The 21,098-nt window shown below is 70.9% G+C and carries 16 protein-coding genes; 7 read left to right on the forward strand and 9 right to left on the reverse strand.

Features of this window, described 5'->3' with window-relative positions; genetic code table 11:
• Window positions 1–124 precede the first annotated feature (124 nt).
• Window positions 125–1,378, reverse strand: coding sequence for a D-alanyl-D-alanine carboxypeptidase family protein (locus tag ACFYPR_RS19420; RefSeq protein WP_387261322.1), 1,254 nt, complete (start codon window positions 1,376–1,378; stop codon window positions 125–127).
• A 520-nt stretch (window positions 1,379–1,898) separates the two neighbouring features.
• Between ACFYPR_RS19420 and ACFYPR_RS19425 the strand changes: the two genes are divergently transcribed.
• Complete coding sequence (locus ACFYPR_RS19425) at window positions 1,899–3,167, forward strand: Ig-like domain-containing protein (protein WP_355067955.1); 1,269 nt, start codon at window positions 1,899–1,901, stop codon at window positions 3,165–3,167.
• Window positions 3,168–3,283: 116 nt separating this feature from the next.
• On the opposite strand, the gene ygiD is transcribed toward ACFYPR_RS19425, so the two are convergent.
• The 8 genes from ygiD to ACFYPR_RS19465 form a co-directional block, all read right to left on the reverse strand.
• Window positions 3,284–4,165 (reverse strand): 4,5-DOPA dioxygenase extradiol, encoded by an 882-nt coding sequence (gene ygiD, locus ACFYPR_RS19430; protein WP_354860313.1) that lies wholly within the window; start codon window positions 4,163–4,165, stop codon window positions 3,284–3,286.
• Window positions 4,166–4,360: 195 nt separating this feature from the next.
• Entirely contained in the window at window positions 4,361–5,860 is a 1,500-nt protein-coding gene (locus tag ACFYPR_RS19435) for an FGGY-family carbohydrate kinase (protein WP_387261871.1), read from the reverse strand.
• Between the two features lie 13 nt (window positions 5,861–5,873).
• On the reverse strand, window positions 5,874–7,535 hold the full coding sequence (locus tag ACFYPR_RS19440; RefSeq protein WP_355067959.1) for a glycerol-3-phosphate dehydrogenase/oxidase: 1,662 nt from the start codon (window positions 7,533–7,535) through the stop codon (window positions 5,874–5,876).
• Window positions 7,536–7,603: 68 nt separating this feature from the next.
• Window positions 7,604–8,491 carry a 3-hydroxy-5-phosphonooxypentane-2,4-dione thiolase gene (lsrF, locus tag ACFYPR_RS19445; RefSeq protein ID WP_354863282.1) on the reverse strand — a complete coding sequence of 296 codons (888 nt, stop codon included), beginning with the start codon at window positions 8,489–8,491 and terminating at the stop codon, window positions 7,604–7,606.
• The gene (locus ACFYPR_RS19450) at window positions 8,484–9,500 is read right to left on the reverse strand and encodes an ABC transporter permease (RefSeq protein ID WP_387261325.1); all 1,017 of its coding nucleotides are present in this window, start codon (window positions 9,498–9,500) and stop codon (window positions 8,484–8,486) included. The genes lsrF and ACFYPR_RS19450 overlap by 8 nt, the downstream gene beginning before the upstream one ends.
• On the reverse strand, window positions 9,497–10,456 hold the full coding sequence (locus ACFYPR_RS19455; protein WP_355067963.1) for an ABC transporter permease: 960 nt from the start codon (window positions 10,454–10,456) through the stop codon (window positions 9,497–9,499). Before ACFYPR_RS19455 ends, ACFYPR_RS19450 begins: the two co-directional genes overlap by 4 nt.
• Window positions 10,453–11,988: a sugar ABC transporter ATP-binding protein gene (locus ACFYPR_RS19460; protein ID WP_387261328.1), complete on the reverse strand. Its 1,536-nt coding sequence runs from the start codon at window positions 11,986–11,988 to the stop codon at window positions 10,453–10,455. Before ACFYPR_RS19460 ends, ACFYPR_RS19455 begins: the two co-directional genes overlap by 4 nt.
• 25 nt (window positions 11,989–12,013) lie before the next feature.
• A complete protein-coding gene (locus ACFYPR_RS19465) occupies window positions 12,014–13,117 on the reverse strand; it encodes an ABC transporter substrate-binding protein (protein ID WP_354863295.1) in 1,104 nt (367 codons plus the stop codon).
• A gap of 299 nt (window positions 13,118–13,416) precedes the next feature.
• On the opposite strand from ACFYPR_RS19465, the gene ACFYPR_RS19470 reads away from it, so the two are divergent.
• From ACFYPR_RS19470 to ACFYPR_RS19495, 6 genes are all read left to right on the forward strand, one after another.
• Window positions 13,417–14,160, forward strand: a complete 744-nt coding sequence (locus ACFYPR_RS19470; protein ID WP_354863294.1) for a GntR family transcriptional regulator — start codon at window positions 13,417–13,419, stop codon at window positions 14,158–14,160.
• A 283-nt stretch (window positions 14,161–14,443) separates the two neighbouring features.
• The gene (locus ACFYPR_RS19475; RefSeq protein WP_387261331.1) at window positions 14,444–16,069 is read left to right on the forward strand and encodes a beta-1,3-glucanase family protein; all 1,626 of its coding nucleotides are present in this window, start codon (window positions 14,444–14,446) and stop codon (window positions 16,067–16,069) included.
• Between the two features lie 113 nt (window positions 16,070–16,182).
• Window positions 16,183–17,706, forward strand: coding sequence for a ricin-type beta-trefoil lectin domain protein (locus ACFYPR_RS19480; RefSeq protein ID WP_387261334.1), 1,524 nt, complete (start codon window positions 16,183–16,185; stop codon window positions 17,704–17,706).
• A 138-nt stretch (window positions 17,707–17,844) separates the two neighbouring features.
• A complete protein-coding gene (locus ACFYPR_RS19485) occupies window positions 17,845–18,615 on the forward strand; it encodes an ABC transporter permease (RefSeq protein ID WP_354857780.1) in 771 nt (256 codons plus the stop codon).
• A gap of 198 nt (window positions 18,616–18,813) precedes the next feature.
• Window positions 18,814–19,491 (forward strand): response regulator transcription factor, encoded by a 678-nt coding sequence (locus ACFYPR_RS19490; protein ID WP_354857778.1) that lies wholly within the window; start codon window positions 18,814–18,816, stop codon window positions 19,489–19,491.
• A gap of 80 nt (window positions 19,492–19,571) precedes the next feature.
• The gene (locus tag ACFYPR_RS19495) at window positions 19,572–20,987 is read left to right on the forward strand and encodes a HAMP domain-containing sensor histidine kinase (RefSeq protein ID WP_355066599.1); all 1,416 of its coding nucleotides are present in this window, start codon (window positions 19,572–19,574) and stop codon (window positions 20,985–20,987) included.
• Window positions 20,988–21,098: the final 111 nt, after the last annotated feature.

The following is a 21,098-nucleotide window of genomic DNA, read 5'->3' on the forward strand; positions in this document are numbered from 1 at the left end:
GCACCCGAACATCTCGGAGGTGTCGGAGCTGCGGTCGCCGCGGGGCCGGGGTCCGCTGGGGTGGCTGCCGGCGAACGTCCACCGGATCCCGGTCCTGCGCGGGCGGCGCGCCGGCGTGGTCCGCCTACGGTTCGGACGGGGACGGGTCGGCCGCTGATCGCTCGCTCTGCGCGGTCCGGTCAGCTGCTTGCCGCATGGCCCTGCGCCACCGGGGCGCCGCCAGGAGCACGACGGCCAGGGCCGCGGCGGCGCCGAGGCCGAGGACCGCCGGGAAGGACAGCAGCGACCGGTCCCCGGCCTGACCGTGGTGCTCGCCCTCGCCGGCGGCCGCGGCATGGTCGTCCGTCTTCTCGCCCGGGGTGACCAGGCGGCCGACGGACGCGCCGGGGGAGAGGGCGAAGCCCCAGTCGAGCAGGGCTCCCGCCTCGCCCAGGCTGCCCAGCGGCGCGGTCTCCGCGCCGAGCAGGGTCACCGCGAGCCGCCGCCCGTTGCGCTCGGCCACCCCGACGTACGTCTGTCGAGCCAGGTCGGTGAAGCCGGTCTTTCCGCCGAGCGTTCCCGGGTAGTGGTCCAGCAGCGTGTTGTCATGGGTGATGGCGAAGCCCGGGGTGCCCGCGTCGCCGGCTATCTGGGCCACCCGGGTCGCGATATACCGCCGGAAGTCCTCGCGGGCGTAGGTGGCCCGCGCGATCAGCGCCAGGTCGTACGCGCTGGTGTACTGGCCGGGACCGTCCAGACCGGAGGGCGTCGCCGCGTGGGTCTGATTCGCGCGCAGCCGGTGCGCCTCGTTGTTCATCGCCTGCACCCCGCCCGGCCGGCCGGCGGCGGCGCCGCCGACGCGGGCCAGCACGTTGGCCGCGTCGTTGCCCGACTTGAGGAGCAGCCCCAGCCACAGGCTCTCGATCGAGTAGCGGCCACCCTCGACCACCCCCATCAGCGAGCTGGCCGGATCGAGATCCTGCAGATCAGCCCGGGTCACCTCGACCATCTGGGCCGGGTCCAGGCGGGGCATCAGGGCCGCGGCCAGCAGCATCTTCTGCACGCTGGCCGGCGTGCGGAGCTCGTGCGGGCCGCACCCGCCCAGCACCGCGCCACTGTCGAGGTCCGCCACGAGCCACGAGGTGGCCGTCACCGCCGGCGCCGTCGGCGCACCCACCGGAATGGCCAGGCCGGTCGTGGCCAGCGCGGCACCGCCGACCGCCCGATCGGCGGCACCGACCGGTGGTGGAGACGCTCCGGCGGGCGGCGGCACCGCCGGCTTCACGGCCGGGCAGGGCATGTCGGGCGTGGCGGCCGTGCGCGTCGGTGACTCGGCCACCACAACCGGCGTGGCCAGGAAGGCGCTGAGTGCTACGGCGGTAACGCGAATGATGGTCACGTCAATGCACCGTAATTCGCCGATCTGGCGAGCCCAGCCGGGTTGCCGAAAGTAGTCCAGCGACGGCTCGAAATCCGCCACCGCAGCGGGCTCGCGTTCCTTCTGCTTCTTCGCGAAGCTTTCGCCCGACGGTCCGGCTTCATGGCAGCTTGGGGGGCGGCGGAGTGCCTGCCGGACGTGCCCGGCCCGGCGGCGATCCGTGCGCTGCTGGCGAACCGGCGCACGACGGTCGAGTCGCGCTCGATCCGGATCAGCCGGGAGTTGCGGGTGGCTCCCGGGCCGAGTCGCCGTAAGCGGAAGCGCCGGCGCAACGCGGCCGGGACGGGATGGGCGAGCAGTGGCGTACTCATTTTGTCGGAACGGTCACGAACGGAAATGACCGGGCCGGTTCACGCCATAAGGGAATGCGTGGGGAAAGGTTTCCGGAGCCTTGCGCGACGGTTCCGCTGAAATCGCCGCCGACATCTCTCCGCCGTGGTGAAAATGTGGGCAGAGGGAAAGCCATGAACGGGGGGACAATATGGAGCTGAGGCAGCGATTGAGGCTGCTGTCGGTGACCATCGCGGCCACGCCGTTGGTCCTGGCGGGATGCACCGCCGACCGCCTGCCGGGAGCCCGACAAGCGAACACGGCACCGCCGCAACTGACCGTGACACCCGGCGACCACGCGGGGGACGTGCCGGTCAGCGCGGAGGTGGGGGCCACCGTCAAGGACGGGAAGATCACCTCGGTGCGGTTGACCGACGACAAGGGTGCGCAGGTGCCGGCGGAGCCGCGGGAGGACGGGTCGAGCTGGGTGCCGGCCAAGCCGTTGCAGAATTCGCGGACGTACACGGCGGAGGTGACCGCGACCGGTGGCAAGGGCCGGACGACCACGCAGAGAACGACGTTCAGGACAATGGCGAAACCGGGCAACAGACAGGCCGTGACCACCGTCCTGAATTTCGCCGCAGACCAGACGTACGGGACGGCCATGCCGGTGGTGGTCACGTTCGACCCGGCGATTCCGAAGGAGGCCCGGGCGGACGTGCAGCGGCGGTTGTTCGTGAAGACGGATCCACCCCAGCCGGGGACCTGGTCCTGGCTGGACGACGGCAAGCAGGTCGAGTACCGGGCGCCCGACTTCTGGAAGCCGGGCACGAAGATCAGCGTGCGGAGCGCGCTGGAAGGGCTGCCGATCGGTAAGGACGCCATCGGCGACGCGGACCGGTCGGGCACCTCGAAGATCGGCCGGCAGGTGTCGCTGGACATCGACAACGCCACCAAGCAGATGGCGGTCTACCGGGACGGCAAGCTGCTGCGCAAGATTCCGGTCAGTCTCGGCAAGCCGAGCACACCGAGCTCCAGCGGCACCATGGTGGTCATGGAGAAGTTCGACTACACGACCTTCAACACTATGGGCGACCCGAATGGCGGTTACATCGTCGACGTCGAGGACGCCCAGCGGCTCACCAACGGCGGCGAGTTCATCCACGCCGCACCGTGGTCGGTGGGGGATCAGGGCAACACCAACGTCTCGCACGGCTGCACCAACGTCTCCAACGAGAACGCCGACTGGCTGATGGGGATCACACAGGTCGGCGACCTGGTGACGGTCAAGGGCACCGAGGTGGCGCTGGATCCGGGCAACGGCTGGACGGCCTGGAATGTCGGCTGGGACGAGTTCGCCAAGGGCAGTGCGCTGGCCGTACCGGTCGGGCTGAGGCCCACGGTCACGGCCACTCCGCACCCGGGAGCGGTGGCCGGCGGGTCGGCGCCCGCCCCCACCCGCTCCAACAGCGGCGGCTGATCCGGTCGTACGCCTTCGCACGATCGCGCCGCGGCCTGCGGTTCCGGACGCTCTCCGGCCGCAGGTCGCGGCGTTGTCAGCTCTGCGGGCCACCTTCCGTCAGGTCGCGCGCAACCCTAGATGTTCGAGCCGTCGGCCGGCAGGTCGTCGGGCGGCTGTGGGGATCCGCCTTCGCCAGCTGCGTCGGGGCAGGGCAGCCCGAGGGTGTAAGCCGTCATCGACAACGATCCGTAGGCGTAGCCGTCCACGAGGACGTCGGTGTCCGGCGCGTCGGCGGTGGCGGCCAGACCGGCGAGGTAGAGCGCGGGAATGAAGTGATCCGGTGTTGGCACCGCGTGGCGGAAGTCGCGGTGGGTGTCGAGCGTCGCGAATTCGCCCGGATCGGTCAACATGCGGGTCTTGGCGTCCTCGTCGAAGCGCTGGGCCCAGTCGTAGCCGTCGTCGGTCAGCTTCCAGTCCATGCCGCGTAGGTTGTGCACGACGTTGCCGCTGGCGATGATGAGCACTCCGCGTTGTCTCAGTGGAGCGAGTTTGGCGCCGAGCTGGAAATGGTAGTCCAAGGGCTTGTCGGCGTTGATGCTGAGCTGTACGACCGGGACCGAGGCGTCCGGGAAAGCGTGCGTCAAGACCGACCAGGTGCCGTGGTCAATGCCCCAGCTGTCGAGGTCGGCGCCGACCCAGGTCGGGTGAACAGTGTCGCTGATCTCCGTAACCAGGTCGGGCAGCCCCGGCGCGGGGTACTCCACCTCGAACAACGCCTGCGGGAAGCCGTAGAAGTCGTGGATGGTCCGCGGCCGGGGCATCGCGGTGACGGCGGTGGCGTTGGTGTACCAGTGCGCGCTGATGACCAGGATGACTCGGGGCCGCGGCACCGCGGCGCCGAACGCCCTCCACGAGGTGGTGTATCGGTTGACCTCGAGAGCGTTCATGGGGTTGCCATGGCCGATGAACGCGGCGGGCATCAGTGCACCTGAGCCGCCGGAGGTCTCTGCGGTCACGTCGGGCCCTTCCGGAGTCGCCGTCGGAGCGTCACCTGAAGTGTCGGGTAGATCTTCAGGGTAGACCGCTGACCGCCGGTCGACAGCGAACTCCGGATCGGACCCGCAGGGGGAGGAGGGTTGGTCGATTCGGTGTCTCGCACGCGGGGGCCGCCCCGTAGCGGGCTCCGGTGACCTGCAATCCCTGGGTGCACGTCAGGTCGTGCTGTAGCGCTCGACCTCCGACCAAACGGAGGACATGCCGGCGAGACAGCGGTCGAACACCTGGGAGTGCGCAAGGTATGCGGCCCGGTCGGGTCCCGGGTACACGCACAGGTCGTCCTCGTCGTTGACGGTCCACGGCGGCACGTCGTGGGCAAGGGCGCCGGGCAGCAGGGAGGCGACTCCGCGGGCTCCCAGCTCGCTGGTGAGCTGGCGCCGGACGGGTCGCCCCAGCACGTCGGCGAAGATCTGCGCCCAGACCGTTGACCGGGCGCCTCCGCCGGCCAGCCGCCAGGGGCGGTCCCCGACGTCCGCGCCGCTGGCCAACACCCGGTCCAGCTGCACCCGGTGGTACTGGGCGACCCCCTCGATGACCGCTCGGGTGAGGTGGCCGCGGCGGTGATTGCTGGAGATGCCGAGGAAGGTGCCGGACGCCGACGGGTGCTCGGGCGAGCCGTTGACGAACGGTAGGAACAGCAGACCGTCCGCGCCGGGTGGCACGGTGGCCGCTTCCCGCAGGAGTTCCGCCGCGGCGACGCTGCCGACCTGGTCGTGCGCGACCCCGGCGCAGGCGAGCCACTCCAGGTTCGCCGCGGAGGTCGGCGCGACCTCCATGGCCAGCATCGTGGCCGGGTCGGGCATGAACGCGCTGAGGGTTACCTCGGGGGCGGGCGCACGCGCGGGGACGACGACGCCGTTGATCGCCCAGGTGCCGACGATGATCGTCCCGTCCCCGACCTCCCGGCCCCCGGCGCCGAGGGTCGCCGCCACGCAGTCCATGCAACCCGCGATGACCGGCAGGCCCTCGGGGAGCCCGCTGCGGGCCGCGGCGGCGGCGCTCAGCCCGGCGACCACCGCGTCGGAGCGCCGCAGCGGCGGGAACCGGTCGAGGTCGGTGGCCGGCAGCCCGACGAGTTCGAGCGCCGTGGCGGTGTAGGCGCGGGTGCCGAGCGCGACCATGCCGGAGGCGCTGGCGTCGCTGTAGTCGGCGCTGGCCACGCCGGTGAGCTGCGAGGTGACCCAGTCCTTGCAGGAGAGGGCCCACCGGGTGGCCGCGTAGGCGTCGGCGTCGTTGTCCCGCAGCCAGCGCAGCAGGACGCTGGGCTGGGCGGCCCAGGGAATCGACCCGGTCTCCTCGGCCAGCCGGCGTGCCCCCTCCGGCGGGATGGCCTGGACGATCCGCTGGGCGCGGCTGTCCGAGGAGGCGATGGCCGGCCCCACCGGGCGCAGCGCCTCGTCGACCGGGTAGAGGCCGTTGCCGTGGGCGGCCACCCCGATGCCGGCCGGGGCGTACCCGTCGGCGGCCAGCTTGCCGGTGATCTCGCCGAGCAGTGACATCACCGTGTCGGCCAGCGCGGGCATGTCCACGTCGTGACGGTGGGCGGTCACGCTGGTGCGCGGCGTGCGGGCGTGCACGACGGCGAGCTCGCGGCCCTCGATGTCGAAGGCGGCCGCCTTGGTGGCGGTGAGCCGACGTCGACCCCGAGGTAGCAGATGTGCGGTGTCGTCATGACGTCCTCCTGTCGCTGTTCGGGGTTGCCGCCGAGAGGTTCAGCGCGCGCGGGCGGAAGCGTCGCAGCTCGGCGTGGTAGGCGGCCACCTCGGCGCGGGCCCGTTCGTCGTCCCAGCCGAGATGCCGGACGGCGACGTCCGCGCAGGTCACGGCGGTCGACAGCGCCATGTCCGGGCCGAGGCCGATCAGGGTACGACGCAGCAGGACGTCTGCCAACGTCACGGCCCTCTCCTCGCGGAACGCCATGACGATCTCGGCGGCGACCGCGCCGCTCTGCTCGTCGACGACCTCGGCGAGTGATGGATCGGTGACGACGAGTTCGCGCACACGGCGCGCCCGCACCCCGTACAGGTCGAGCAGCCGGGCCCGCTGGTCGCCGGTGAACGGGGTCGCCGAGCGCTGGAACTCCGCGCGGAACGTACGCCAGTCGGCGGTGTCGGCGCCGGGCAGCGGCCGGGTACGGGTGGTGCACCGTCCGCGGGGCCGGCCGAGCACCTTCAGCGCCGCGTCGGTGGCGTCCTCGGCGAGCGCCCGGTGGGTGGTCAGCTTGCCGCCGATGATCGACAGCAGTCCGGCGTACGCCGGCGCGTGGTCGAGCACTGTGTGCCCACGGCTGATCTTGGCGTTGTCCGAGACGCCGGCCGTGTGTGGCAGCGGGCGGATCCCGGCGACGCTGTAGAGCACGTCGGCCGGGGTGAGCTTGGCCTGCGGAATGATCCGGTTGGTCTCGTTGAGCAGGTACTCGATCTCGGCGTCGCTGGCGACGACCTCGTCGAGGTCCCCGTCGTAGGTGAGGTCGGTGCTGCCCAGGATGTAGCGACCCGCCCACGGGAAGATGAAGATCGGCCGCTGGTCGGCGGCGGCCTCGAAGAAGATGCAGGTGTCCGGGGCGCCGGGGAACGGGTCGAGGATGACGTGGCTGCCCTTGGTGCCGCCGTTGAGCCGCCGGCTCTCGACCTGTCCGCGTAGGATCTGGTCGATCCACGGCCCGGCGGCGTTCACGGTGAGCCGGGCTCGGATCCGCCCCTGCTGACCGGACCGGTTGTCCGTGGTCCGCACCCCGAGCACCCGGCCGTCTTCGACGATGAGCCCGGTCACCGTGGTGTAGGTCAGCACCCGCGCGCCCAGCCGTTCCGCGTCGAGCAGCAGTTCGACGCAGAGCCGCTCGGCCCACGGCACCTGCGCGTCGCGGAAGAGCACCCCGCCGCGCAGCCCGTCGCGCGACAGCTGCGGCCAGCGCTGACCGATCCGGCGGGCGGACAGGCCCCGGCTGATCCCGCGCCCGCGGCGGGCGGCCAGCACGTCAAAGGCCGCCAGGCCGAGCCGGACCAGCGGTCCCGGTCGGCTGTCGCGGGCGTAGGACGGGATGAGCATCGGGTAGTCGTGCACCAGGTGCGGGGCGGTGCGGAACAGCAGGTGGCGTTCGCGGATGGACTCGTTCACCAGGGTGAAGTCGTAGCGTTCGAGGTACTTCAGGCCACCGTGGATGAGCCGGCTCGACGTGCTCGTCGTACCGGCGCCGACGTCGCCCCGGTCCACGACGACCACACTCAGGCCGCGGTCGGCGGCGTCTCTGGCGATGGCAAGGCCGTTGATGCCGGCGCCGACGATGACGAGGTCGACGACGTCATCGGGTCCGGTCTGTGGCTGCGACATGAAGGCTCCCGGGGGTGTGGGGTGCGGGTCCGCGGCTGCGTGCCGGGACCCGCACCCCTGGGGGTGGGTCAGGATGCTGCGGAACCGGCCGACCGCTCGCGGAAGAGCTCGTGGGCCTCCTCGGGCTTCGCGTCGTCGTGCACCACGGCGCGGACGGCGGCGAGCATCGCCGCCGGGTGCTCGCTCTGGAAGATGTTGCGGCCCATGTCGACGCCCGCGGCGCCTTCCTGCATCGACCGGTACGCCATGGTCAGCGCGTCGAGCTCGGGAAGCTTCTTACCGCCGGCGACGATGATCGGCACCGGGCAGCTGGCGGTCACCGTCTCGAAGCCCTCGTTGACGTAGTACGTCTTGACGATGTGCGCACCCATCTCCGCGCTGATCCGGGTGGCGAGCCGGAAGTAGCGGGCGTCGCGGACCATCTCCTTGCCGACCGCGGTCACACCAAGGACGGCGATGCCGTGCCGCTGCCCGGCGTCGACCAGCTTGGCCAGGTTCGCCACCGACCGCGACTCGTGCTCGCCGCCGATGAACACCTGGATCGCCAGGGCCGCCGCGTTGAGCCGGACCGCGTCCTCGATGTCGAGCGCGAGGTGCTCGTCGGAGAGGTCCCGCAGCACGCTCGGGCCGCCGCTGGCGCGCAGCACCACGCCGGCGGTGCTGTGCGACGGGATGCTGGTGCGCAGCGCGCCCCGGGTCATCATGATCGCGTCGGCCTGCGGCACCAGCGGGGCGATGTTGGTGTCGATCCGCTCCAGGCCGGCCATCGGGCCGAGGAAGTAGCCGTGGTCGAAGGCCAGCATCACGGTACGGCCGTTGTCGGGGCGGAAGATCCGGGCGAGCCGGTTCTGCAGTCCCCAGTCCTGTGCGTGGGCGCCCTTGACATGGAAGCCGGTGGCCGGGCGCTCGCTCCCGCCGAAGTCCCGGGCATCGAGCAGACCGTCGGTGTCAGCCATGGGTGTTGTCTCCTGTAGTCGTTGCGGCGGTGGCGACGGTCGCGGGACGCGCCCGTCGCCGGGGTCGGGAGGTGGTGGCGTCGCGGCGCGTACCGCCACCGGCCAGGAAGAGGACGAAGAGCACCAGGCCGCCCTTGAGCAGGTTCTGCGCGGCGGTGCTCCAGCCGACCAGGTTCACCAGGCCGTCGAGCAGGATGAAGAAGAGCGCGCTGCCCCAGATGCCCACCGGTACGGCGCGACCGCCCGAGATGAGCGTCCCGCCGATCACGACCACGGCGACCGAGTCGAGCAGGTACCGGGTGCCCAGGTCGGGCGAGGGTGCGATGTACGCCGCCAGCAGGGCGCCGGCCAGTCCGGCGAGGGCGCCGCTGGCCAGGTACGTGGCGCCGATGATCCGGGCGACCGGGATGCCGGCCCGTTCCGCGGCCGGCCGGCTCTGGCCGACGGCGAGCAGCGACCGCCCGTACGTCGTACGGCTGAGCAGGGCGACGATCAGCGCGGTGAGTACGGCCACGGCGACCGCGAGCACCGGTACGCCCGCGGGGCGCAGGTTGAGCAGCCGGCGCAGCCCGTCGTCGGGCATGGCGGTGAAGCCGTCGGCCAGCGACAGGGTCAGCGACGAGGCGATCAGCCCGGCCGCCAGGGTGGCGATGATCGGGGGAATGGACAGGCCGAGGATGGCCAGCACGCTGATCGCGGCGACGGCCAGGCCGGTCCCGACTCCCGCCAGGATGCCGACCGCCACCGATCCGGTCGACGCGGTCGCCGCGACCGCGACGAACCCGGCGAGCGAGATGATCGGCGCCACCGAGACGTCGATGTTGCCCGGGCCGGCGGTGATCACGAGCATCTGGCCCAGGCCCACGACGACCAGGTACGGCGCCAGGGACAGCGCCAGGGAGACGGTCTGCCCGCCACCCTGGCTGGACAGCGCCAGGATGGTGGCCCAGACGAGCGCGGCGGCGACGAAGCCCCAGATCCAGGGGCGGGCGAGCGTACGGAGGGTCATCGGAGTACCTTTCCGACCACGACGCGGCCGGCGAGCACGGCCAGCACGATCGCGCCCTGGACGGCCGACTGCATGTTGGACGGCACGTCGAGGAGGCTGAGGACGACGCTGACCAGGCCGAGCGTCACTCCGCCGATGGCGACGCCCCACGGCACGGCGGTGCCGCCCCGGAAGGAGCCACCGCCGAGGATCACCGCGGCGATCGTGATCAGGGTGTAGCTGGAGGCGGACGAGACGTCGCCGCCGCCGGTCTGTGAGGCCAGCAGGAGACCGGCGAGCACGCCGAGCGCGCCGGCCATCCCGTACGCAACGACCCGCGCGGCCAACGGGCTCAGGCCGGCCCGGCGCAGCGCGACCGGGTTGCTGCCGAAGGCGCGGACCCGGACCCCGACGGAGCCGCGGGTGGCGATCAGCCAGACCAGCGCGGACACCACGAGGATCGGCAGCAGCGGCGCCGGGAATCCGGCCGGCGCCCACGATCCGAACGTGGCCAGCCACTCCGGCGTGCTGCCACCGGGGGTGGGCAGGACGAACAGGCCCAGCCCCAGCCAGACGAACGAGGTGCCGAGGGTGGCGATCAGCGAGGGCACCTGGCGCAGGTGGATCAGCGCGCCCAGCAGGGCGTACGCCGCGACGAGGCCGACCAGGAGCAGGACGCCGGTGCCCGGCGAGGACACCAGTTTGGTGGCGGTGAGGACGGTGACCAGGCCGACGAAGTTGCCGATGCCGAGGTCGATGTCGCCGACCGACATGAGGATCATCTGGGCCTGGGCCGCGATGACCAGCGGAACGGTGGCCGAGAGGATCAGGGTGAGACCGGTGACGGTCAGCACGTCCGACTGCAGCGACGCGCAGACGACGACCATCGCGAACATGGCGATCGTGCTGACCATGGCCGGTGCGAGGCGGCGCAGTCGGGCTCGTGGCGGCACGGCCGCCACGACGAGGTTGGTCATCGCGGTGCTCCCGTCGACTCGGCGAAGGAGACGGCGATGATCCGTTCCTCCGAGATCTCCTCGCCGGTCAGTTCGGCGACGACCCGGCCGGCGCGCAGCACGTAGACCCGGTCGCAGTGCGCCATCTCGGCGTTCTCGCTCGAGTACCAGACGACGCTGCGGCCGTTGGCAGCCTCCGCGCGGATGAGCGCGTACAGGTCGGTCTTGGTGTGCACGTCCACCCCGCGGAACGGGTCGTCGAGCAGGACCAGGTCGGCCGTCGAGGCGAACGCCCGGGCCACGATGACCTTCTGCTGGTTGCCGCCGCTGAGCTCGGTCATGCCCGCGTCGGCGCCGCCGCGGATGGCCAGCCGGTCGACCCAGCTCCGCACCGCCGCGCCTTCCTCGGCCCGGCGGCGGAGGCCGTACCGGGCCAGTCCGCGCTGCGCGGTGACGATCAGGTTCTCCGCCACGGACCACAGCGGGAACACGCCGGAGCGCTGCCGGTCGCCCGGCACGTACGCGCGGGTGCCGTGCACCGTGGTGTCCTTGCGGACCGGGCGCCACAGCCGTTCGAGCACCTCCTGCTGGCCCTGGCCGGCCAGTCCGGCGAGGCCCACGACCTCGCCCGCGCCGATGCGGACCGAGACGTCGTGCAGGCCCTGGCCGCTGGCGCCGCGCAGCTCGGCCATGACCGGCCGGTCACCGGCCGGTACGGCTGCCGGCACCGGGTCGGGGTTGGCCGGGGCGGCCACCTCGGCCCCCATCAGGACGAGGACGTCGGCCTCGCTGAGCCCGGCCGCCGGCTTGTCCGCCACGACCGCCCCGTCGCGCATCACGGCGACCCGGTCAGCCACCGACAGCACCTCGCGGATGCGGTGCGAGATGAGCAGCACGGCCGAGCCCTGCGCGGTGAGAGTGCGGACGTGGTCGTACAGGGAGCGGGCGGCGTCCGGGCCGAGGGACTCAGTCGGCTCGTCGAGGATCAGCAGGTCCAGGCGGTCGATCAGGCTCGCCCGGGCGATCTCCACCATCTGTCGGCGGGCCAGGCTGAGGTCCTCCACCCGGTCCCGTGGCGCCACCCCGTGACCCGGGAACATCTCGTCGAGCCGGCGCTGGACCGCCACGCTGGCCGCCCGCCGCCACCGCAGTCGGGGCAGGCAGGATCGGGAGGATATCCAGATGTTCTCCGCGACGGTGAGGTCGGGGCAGAGCGACGTCTCCTGGTAGGCCATCCGTACGGCGCGGAACTCCGCAGCCCCCGGCCCGACGTCGCGCGGCACCTCCTGCCCGCGGACGGTGACCACGCCCTCGTCGCACGCCTCCAGCCCGGCGAGGACGCGCATCAGCGTGCTCTTGCCGGCGCCGTTGTGGCCGACGAGGCCGAGCACCTCCCCGGCGCGGACCTCGAGGTCCACGCCGGTGAGCGCCCGGGTACGTCCGTACGTCCTGGTCACCTGCCGTGCGGTGACGACCGGCTGGGCCGGTGTGGCCTCCCGGTCGCCCGCCGGCGGGGCCGCGAGCGACCCCACCGGCAGGTTGTCGACGTGCATGATCCGCTCCTTTGGGATGTCCCGGTCAGCCGGCGGCCGTCGGGATCGGCGGCTGGACCGGCGCGCCACCGGTCTTCACGGCCTCGACCTGCTTGCGGAAGAGGTCCTGGGTCCACGGCCAGGCGGCGTACTCGTCGGGCTTGAGCGCGCCGGCCCAGGCGGCCACGTCCTTCTGCTCCACCAGCACGATCGGGAAGGTCAGTTCCTTCGGGATGTCCTTGCCGTCGAGCAGGTCGATCGCCTCCCAGAGGGCGGCCACCGACTGGCCCGGGTCGGACATGACCGCGACCGAGCCGTTGTCGAGCTTGCTGTCCTGCCAGTACTTCAGCGCGCGGCCGTTGGTCTCGAAGGTGAGCGCCGGGATCGGCTTGCCGGCCGTGGTGAAGGCCTGGGCGACGCCGTAGCCGTCGCCGCAGCCGATGACGCCGTCCACCTTCGGCACGCTGGACAGCACGCCGAGCACGGCCTTCTGCGCCTTGGCGCCGTCGCACATCCCGTTGACGGTCGCGGCGACCTTGACATCCGGGTTGGCGGCCAGGATCTCCTGCGTGGTCTTGTACATCTCCTCCTCGGGCTGGGAGCCGACCACGCCGCGGCTGACGATGACCGTTCCCTTGCCGCCGATGCCCTTGACCAGCGGCTCGGCTGCGGCCGTCGCCCAGTCCTTGAAGCTGTTGAGCAGCACGTGGGCGCAGGGGGCGTCGATCGCTGAGTCGAAGACCACGACCTTGATGCCGGCGTCGCAGGCCTGCTGGATGACCGGTTTGAGCGCGGTCGGCGAGGCCGGGTCGATGAGCAGGGCGTCCGGCTTCTGCAGCAGCAGGCTCTTGATCTGGGCGACCTGCTCGGTGGCCGAGTTCTCGCCGGGGGCGTTGACGACCTTGAACTTGCCGATCAGCCCGTCGCTCTGCGCCTTGGCGGCGGAGGCCTCGAACTTGGCGATCATCGTCTGCCGCCAGCCGTTGCCGATGAAGCCGTTGCTGAGCGCGATGAACGGCTTGTCGCCGCCTGCGCTCCCTCCGCCGTCGTTCGAGCCGGAGCCGCAACCGGACGCCGTTACCGCGATTGCGGCCGCGAGCGAGGCTGACGCTGCGGCGCGCCAGCGCCGGGATGTGTGGTGGACGCGCATGGTGGGGGCCTCCAGGAAGAGCGGCCCCGCCGGAGCGGGACACGGTGTGCGCAGGTTGCCTGGCCACCACGGGGGTGGGGCGAGGTCCAGTTATTACAGACCTGTAGTGACAGGTGCGCTAGATCTGCGTTAAGAACGTGTTGCACGTCACAGTGTTTCTGGTAACAGGGGCGTAACGACCAGGGGATTTCCCGACGGTGGTTCCCGCCATCCGCGATCCCGCCTCAGAATTCCGAGCAACCTGTAACGACAGCATTGCCGGCATGGCATGCTGTACGCGATCGATGAGAAGGGGATCCATGACGATGACCTACCGGCGGTTGACCCGTGACGGGGGCGAACCGCTGTGGATGCAGCTGATGCGAGCGCTGCGCAGTCAGATCGAGTCAGGTGAGGTCGGCCCGGACCAGCCGCTGCCCTCCGAGGCGGAGTTGAGCGACATCTTCGGCGTCTCTCGGACCGTGGTGCGGGAAGCGCTGCGTGAGCTCGTCCAGCAGCGGATGATCTACAAGGTCAAAGGGCGGGGCGCCTTCGTCGCTCCACGTAAGACGGAGCTGCACTTCGTCGGCTCGGTGTCCGGATCCGCGCACGATCTGCGGGAGGCCGGCCGCAGGGTGGCCACCCACACGATCAGCCAGAGCCTCGGCGAGGCGGACCAGCGCGAAGCCGAGCTGCTGCAGATCCCGCACGGCGAGCAGGTCGTACGGATGCGCAGACTCCGACGGGTCGATGGACAGCCGTGGCTGCTCGTCGATACCGCTCTGCCGGCCCGCCTGGTGCCCGGCCTGGAGCGCGCCGTGCTCGAGAACCAGTCGCTGTACGACGTGCTGCGACGCCGCTACGGGCTGGAGGCCGCCGCAGCCGACCGTTGGATCGAAGCGGTCTTCCCGGAGCCCGACGACGCCGCGCTGCTCGAGGTGGCGACCTCAACGCCTCTGCTCGGCATCGAATCCGTGGCCTGGTTGCCCGACGGCACCCGTTTCGAGGCCTACTACGCGTTGCACCGCAGTGACCAGACCCGGTTCTTCGTGGGCATCCGCTGAACCCTGGGGTTCAACCCAGAGTGCCTGACCGCCGAGCCGGCCCGGGGCGCCGACACCGAGAGGGTGGGCCGTCCACGATGCCCGCCCGTTGACGCTGCCTCATGGTGCTCCCGGGTTATCTGGGACCTGATGACCTCCGAATCACAGGCAACAAAGTTAACGATTGCTGTTGACTTTGCCATCGATGATTATCAGGCTGTGAGAGCGCTCTCTCGGACTCGTCCTGGCCGTCAGGACGGGCCAGGCCGATGTCAGGAGGTTCCGGTTGAACAAGAGCTTGTCGATGCTAGGCCGCCTCAGGGTGGCTCTCGGCGCCGCTGCGGCGGTCCTTGTCACCGCTGTTCCGATGGTCACCGTCATGCCGCAGCCGGCCGACGCGGTGGGGCCTGATGTCCTACCCGTCACCGTCACGAACAACTCCGGCCGCGGCGAGGCCGTGTTCCTCTACATCCTGGGGCAGGATATCCGCCCCGGCGGCCGGCTCGGCTACGTCAATGCCGCCGGACAGTTCTCGGCCTGGCCCGCTGGTGGCCTGCCACCGACCCCCGCGCCGGACGTCGCGATCTCGGGCCCAGGCAATGGAGGCAGCGTCACCGTACGCGTCCCGCGGTTCATCTCGGGTCGGATCTATTTCTCCTTCGGCCGGAAGTTGGACCTCCGTCTCAGCCCCGACGGGCTTGTCCAACCCGCTCCGTGGGCCGGCGGTGACCCGAACCGGGACATCCTGTTCGACTGGTCCGAGTTCACCTACAACGACTCGGGTCTGTGGCTGAACAGTTCCCAGGTGGACATGTTCGCCGTCCCGCACGGCGTGAGCGTCACCGGTGCCGACGGACAGACGATCCGCACCGGCGACCCGGTCGCCAACGGCCGGGAGAACGTGATCAACCAGATCCGGGCCAACGGCGACTTCGCCCGTTCCGTGTACACCCGCTCCGACGGCACCGTCCTGCGGGTCCTCGCGCCCGGCAAGGCGATGGACGCCGGCCTGATGAGCCCGAACTACCTGGACGGATACATCACCTCGGCGTGGAACGCCTACACGGGCCGAACCCTCACCGTCGTGCCCCGGGTCAACGAGCCGAACCGGCGGTTCTTCGGCCGGACCAACGGCAACACCATGGTCTTCACCGACTCTGCCGGCGCTCAGGTCGCCACGGTGGCCAAGCCCAGCACGGCCAACGTCTGGGGCTGCGACGGGGTGTTCAACGCCCCGAACACGCCACCGTTCATCGAGCCGGAGATAAAGCGGACGCTGTGCACGGCGCTGAACCGAGGCACCCTGGGCACCTCGTCGCAGGAGCCGGTGCTGGATGCGAACCAGTTCTACCGCAACAGCTCGCCCAACCACTACTCGCGGATCGTCCACGCGAACATGGCCGACGGCAAGGCGTACGGCTTCGCCTACGACGACGTCGGTGGCTTCGAGTCGCTGGTGCACCATGGTGACCCCCGCTCGGCGGCGATCATCCTCTCGCCGTTCACCGGCGGCAACCCGCCGCCCACCACGCCGCCCCCGGCCACCGACTCCAGCCGGATCGTCAGCAACTGGCACAACAAGTGCATCGACGTACCGAACTGGAACTTCAACGACGGTCAACGCCTGATCGTCTGGAACTGCACCGACGGCACGAACCAGCGCTGGGAGTTTGTCGGCGGCACGTTGCGTACCCAGAACAACAAGTGCATGGACGTGGCCTGGGGTTCCACTGCCGACGGCGCTGCCATCCAGATCGCCACCTGTTCGGGCAACCCCGCGCAGCAGTTCGTGCTCAGCGGCGCCGGTGACCTGGTCAATCCGCAGGCCAACAAGTGCGTCGACATCAAGGACTGGGACCCGAACAACGACGCGGTCCTGCAGTTGTGGACCTGCAACGGCGGCGCCAACCAGAAGTGGCGACGCGGCTGACCAACCCCCGAACCACGTCCCACCCGCCGCTGCCGGCATCCGTCCCCCCGAACGGATGCCCGGACGGCTCGAGCACCCACGCTGAACCCCACCATGCAATAGAGGACACCCCCGTGAAACAGACCACATGGCGCTCCGCCGCCGTCGCCGTCATCGCCGGCGCGACACTCGCCGTACCGTCCCAGGGCGCCGCCGCCGCGCCGCCGTCCGACCCGATCTCCCCGCCGCACGACTCCGCAGTGTCCATGACCGAGGCGATGCGCCGAGACCTCCATCTGTCCGACGCCCAGGTCCAGGTCCGGCTCCGGATGGAGGCCGCCGCAACACCGACCGCCGAACGTCTCCGTAGCGCGCTGGGCCAGCGGTATGCCGGCGCCTGGGTCGACGGCACCGAACTGCTCGTGGGCGTCACCCGGGCCGCGGATGCCGCCGCGGTACGGGCCGCCGGCGCGACACCGAGGGTCGTGACCCGCTCCGAGCGACAGCTGAATGCCACCAAGTCGGCGTTGGACTCGGTGGCGGCCGGCGCCGCGGACGCGGTGCGCACCTGGTACGTCGACCCGGTCACCAACACGGTTGTCGTCGCAGCCACGTCCCGATCCGCCGGTCTCGCGTTCGTCCGGGGCAGTACTGCCGACCCGGACGAGGTGACCGTCCGGGTCACCACCGAAACGCCACGGCCGGTCTTCGACATCCGGGGCGGCGACCAGTACGCCATCGGTGCCGGAACGCTGTGCTCGGTCGGCTTTGCGGTCGCCGGCGGCTTCGTCACCGCCGGTCACTGCGGTGGGGCGGGAGCGCCCACCCGCGGCTTCAACAACGTCGATCAGGGCACCGTCGCCGAGTCGGTGTTCCCCGGCAACGACTACGGCTGGGTTCGTACCAACGGCTCCTGGGCCTCCCAGCCGTGGGTGAACAACTACGCCGGCGGCAACGTGTTGGTCGCCGGCTCTGGTGAGGCCGTCCAAGGCAGCTCGGTCTGCCGCTCGGGACGCACCACCGGCTGGCGGTGCGGCACCATCACCGCCAAGAACGTCACCGTCAACTACGCCCAGGGTGCGGTCGTGGGCCTGGTGCGCAGCAGCGCCTGCGCGCAGCCCGGCGACTCCGGAGGCGCGGTCATCTCAGGCAACCAGGCGCAAGGCGTCACCTCCGGGACCACCGGCAACTGCGACGCCGGAGGCAACTTCTTCTACCAGCCAATCACACCGATCCTTCAGCGCTACGGGCTGTCTCTGACCACCACCGCTGGCGACTCCAGCCGGATCGTCAGCAACTGGCACAACAAGTGCATCGACGTACCGAACTGGAACTTCAGCGATGGTCAACGCCTGATTGTCTGGAATTGCACCGACGGCACGAACCAGCGCTGGGAGTTTGTCGGCGGCACGTTGCGTACCCAGAACAACAAGTGCATGGACGTGGCCTGGGGTTCCACTGCCGACGGCGCTGCCATCCAGATCGCCACCTGTTCGGGCAACCCGGCGCAGCAGTTCGTGCTCAGCGGCGCCGGTGATCTGGTCAATCCGCAGGCCAACAAGTGCGTCGACATCAAGGACTGGGACCCGAACAACGACGCGGTCCTGCAGTTGTGGACCTGCAACGGCGGCGCCAACCAGAAGTGGCGACGCGGCTGACCAACCCCCGCCGGGGGCGGGTGCCCGGAGGAGCACGTACCCGGGCGCCCGTCTCCAGCGTCCTACGCTCGGCGAATATCGACAGCGCGGCATGTCGGCCGCGACCGCGAGGGCCGGGCGTGGCGGGAGACTGTCGGCATGTCCTCGACCATGCTCGTGGTTGGCCCGAAGCTCGGTGTCGCGCTGGTTGTCCTGACCCTTGTAGCGGCGGTCGTCGTGACCTTCGGAAAGCTGGGTCACGGTCGGCAGGTGATGGTCGCCGCCGTCCGTGCCGCGATCCAACTGGGTGCCGTGTCGCTGCTGATCGTGGGCATCGCGGTGTCGCTGTGGGCCACAGCTGCGTTTGTTGTCCTGATGTGCGCGGTGGCGGCGGGCACGTCCGGTCGGCGTGTCACGGGCGGCGGTCGGGGGTGGTGGGCCGGCGCGCCGATCGTGGTGGGAAGCATGGCTGTGGTGGCGGGGCTGCTGTTGGCGGGCCTGGTGCCGATGCGCGGCATCGCGATCATCCCGGTCGCGGGGATCCTGATCGGCGGGGCGATGACCGCGACGTCGCTGGCCGGGCGGCGCGCGCTCGACGAGCTGACCAGCAGGCGCGGTGAGGTGGAGGCCGGCCTGGCCCTGGGCTTGCTGCCCCGCGACGCGGTGCTGCTGGTGTGCCGTCCGGCGGCGGGACAGGCGTTGGTCCCGGCGCTTGACCAGACCCGGACGGTTGGCCTGGTGACCCTGCCCGGCGCCTTCGTCGGTGTGCTGCTCGGCGGAGCGAGCCCGCTCGCCGCCGGAGTGACGCAGTTGGTCGTCCTCGTCGGGCTCCTCGCCGTAGAGGCCGTCGCCGTCGTCCTCACCGTCGAACTGGTGGCCCGCAGCCGTCTCCAACCCGCCACGCCGAAACCCCGGCCGAGCCGTCGCTGACGTGTGGGCATATGTGCCGTGGGTGTACTGGGCCCGTGGCCGCGGCGGCGTCCCCACGGTCCTGGTTGAGCCCGATCTTGGCCTTTTGGGTCGCCTATATCCTGACTCGGCCGCCTCCGCCCCTTCGCGCGCGATGATCGGAGGTGACGCGGACCCGGCCGGGTCCGCCGGGACTACGGGCGGGAAGGAACGAGCGGCGTGCGCGTGCTGGTCGTCGAGGACGAGACCGCCCTGGCGGAGGTGATCCGCGCCGGCCTGACCGACGAGGGATTCACCGTCGATGTGCAGCACAACGGGATTGACGGGCTGTGGGCAGCCACCGAGAACCCGTACGACGCGGTGGTGCTCGACATCATGCTGCCCGGCCTCAACGGCTACGAGGTGTGCCGCCAGTTGCGCTCGCGGGACGTGTGGACGCCGGTGCTGATGTTGACCGCCAAGGACGGCGAGTACGACCAGGCCGACGCGTTCGACCTCGGCGCCGACGACTATTTGATCAAGCCGTTCTCGTTCGTGGTGCTGGTGGCCCGCCTGCGGGCACTGATCCGCCGGGGCGCCCCGGCCCGACCGGTGATCCTGACCGCCGGTGACCTGGCAGTGGACCCGGCCCGGCGGCAGGTCACCCGCGCTGGGCAACCGATCCGGGTGACCGCCCGGGAGTTCGCGCTGCTGGAGTTCCTCATGCGTCATCGTGGCGACGTGGTGTCCAAGCGGCAGATCATCGACAACGTCTGGGACGCCCACTTCGACGGCGACCCCAACATCGTCGAGGTGTATGTCGGCTACCTGCGCCGCAAAATCGACCATCCGTTTGGCAGGCGGGCCATCCAGACGGAACGGGGCATGGGCTACCGGCTGGCCGCCGACGGCGGATGACAGTGCCCCACGTGGCGCAGTCGCACCACCCTGGCGGTCTCTCAGCGCCTTCTCAGCCCCGTGGACCCTAGGCTGCGGATATGGCCACGATGCTCACCTCGTTGCGGGCCCCGGCCCGGTGGGCACGCCGCCGCCTGGGCGTGCGGCTGAGTTCGGCGCTGGCCGCCACCATGGTGGTGGCGGTGGTCTTCGGGATTGGCGCGGCCGTCTTCGTCTACCTGGCCCGGGCCAACCTGGTCCGCAACGTGGACGCGGCTGCCCGGCAACGCGCCGCCGAGGTGGCCACGGCGGTAGCTGGCGGTGACTCCGGTGCCATCGCCCAGACGCTGAAGCCCCGTCCGGGGGAGCAGAGCCTGGTGCAGGTACTGGCGCCGTCGGGTGTGGTGCAGGCGGCGTCGCCGACGCTCGACGGTGCCGTGCCACTGTCCCGGCTGCGTCCCGCTGCCGGCGAGACGCTGCGGGAACAGCGGACGCTGCCCTTCGCGGACGATGACGCCTATCGGGTGGTCGCGATTGGTGTCGGCACCAGCTCGGGCACCCGGACGGTGCTGGTGGCCCAGTCGTTGCGACCGGTCCACGAGAGCACCGAGGTGATCGCCGCGATCCTGGTCATCGGGTTGCCGGCGATGCTGCTGCTGATCGGCGCGGCCGTGTTCCTGTTCGTTGGCCGGTCGCTGCGTCCGGTGGAGGCGATTCGCCGTCGGGTAGCGGGCATCACCGCCCGAGATCTGCACGCCCGGGTGCCGGTGCCCCAAGCGCACGACGAGGTGGCGGCACTCGCGCAGACGATGAACAGCATGCTCGACCGACTGCAGACGGCGGCGACCAGTCAACGGCGGTTCATCGCCGACGCCAGCCACGAACTGCGCAGCCCGCTGGCAACCCTGCAGGCCGGCCTCGACCGCCTTACGATGACGCCCCTGCCTGGCGCGAACGACGACCTGGTCCGACTGATGCGCCGAGAGTCGCAGCGACTGGGCAGGCTGGTCGCCGACCTGCTGCTCCTCGCCCGTATCGACGAACACGGGCTCACCCTGCGCCGTGAGGACGTCGACCTCGACGACCTGGCCTACACCGAGCGGGAGCACCTCTCCGCCCGCCGACCGGACCTGACCGTCCGAACCCAGCTCACCGCGGTGCGGGTGACCGGCGACGCCCACGACCTCGGGCGGGCGCTGCGCAACCTCGCTGACAACGCCGCTCACCACGCACGCCACGAGGTGCTCCTACGGGTCGGGGCCGAGGACGGATGGGGATGCCTGGAGGTCACCGACGATGGGCCGGGCGTGCCGGTCGCCCAGCGGGAACGGATCTTCGAACGGTTCGTCCGGCTCGACGAGAGCAGGGCCCGCGCCGACGGCGGAAGTGGTCTGGGCCTGCCGATCACCCGGGAGATCGTTGCGGCGCACGGCGGGACCGTGCGGGTGCTGCCTGGCCCCGGAATGACGATCCAGATCCGTCTGCCGCTGACCGGCGACAGCGAACCGGGCGACTGACCCCCAGGGCGTGTGCGACTGCCGGTGTCCTCGCCTTTCAGGGTCCTCTCAGTCGCGAACAGATTGGCTGGGCCCAGCCGGTCGACGGGAGCCGGGTCGGCGACGGGATCG

Source organism: Micromonospora sp. NPDC005254 (assembly GCF_042872525.1).
GTDB lineage: Bacteria > Actinomycetota > Actinomycetes > Mycobacteriales > Micromonosporaceae > Micromonospora.